1 pseudogene is annotated in these 611 nt (G+C 71.4%); it reads left to right on the top strand.

The annotated features are described in order from the left end of the window. Positions 1 to 611: pseudogene (locus HMPREF0058_RS12915) on the top strand (hypothetical protein); the annotation flags it as partial.

Here is a 611-nt window from a genome sequence, read left to right as displayed (position 1 = left end):
GTCCGCCGTCGGGCTCTCGTGCAGGTGCGCAGCGCGCACCCCAGCCACGCTACGGGCTCAGGCGCGCCCTGGTCTTCGGCGTGGCGATCGCCCTCATCGCGGCCTTCTGCCTGGGCCTGGTCTTCACAGCCATCTGGGTGCGCGAGACCATCCGCCAGCAGGATGCTGAGCGTGCGGCTATCGCCACGCCTACGAGCTATCCGGTGCCGGCGGCCTGCAATCCGCAGGACATCGACGTCTCGGTGACGGCTCCCTCGCAGACCCCGGTCGGCGCGGGGGTCACTGCGGCGCTGACGCTGCGCAACAACGGGGGGCAGGCCTGCCTGCTTGACGTAGGCGGGGCGAACCTGGGCCTGGTGGTGAGCTCTGGGAGCGCGACGCTGCTGAACTCGGCCATGTGTACCTCCAACCCGGCCAACCACAAGCTGCTCGTGGACGCTGGGGACTCAGCCTCGGTGTCCTTGTGGTGGGACGGCACGGTGGCCTCGTCCTCCTGCGTCAGCGCAGCCGGCGCCGCGGCGAGCCCTGCTGCCACCCCCTCACCGAGCGTGCAGGAGGAGCAGACGCAGCAGGATGCTGCCCAGGCCGACCCGCAGGCCGCGGACCAGAGC

Source organism: Actinomyces urogenitalis DSM 15434 (assembly GCF_000159035.1).
Taxonomy (GTDB): domain Bacteria; phylum Actinomycetota; class Actinomycetes; order Actinomycetales; family Actinomycetaceae; genus Actinomyces; species Actinomyces urogenitalis.
This window is presented reverse-complemented; position numbering and strand designations above follow the sequence as displayed.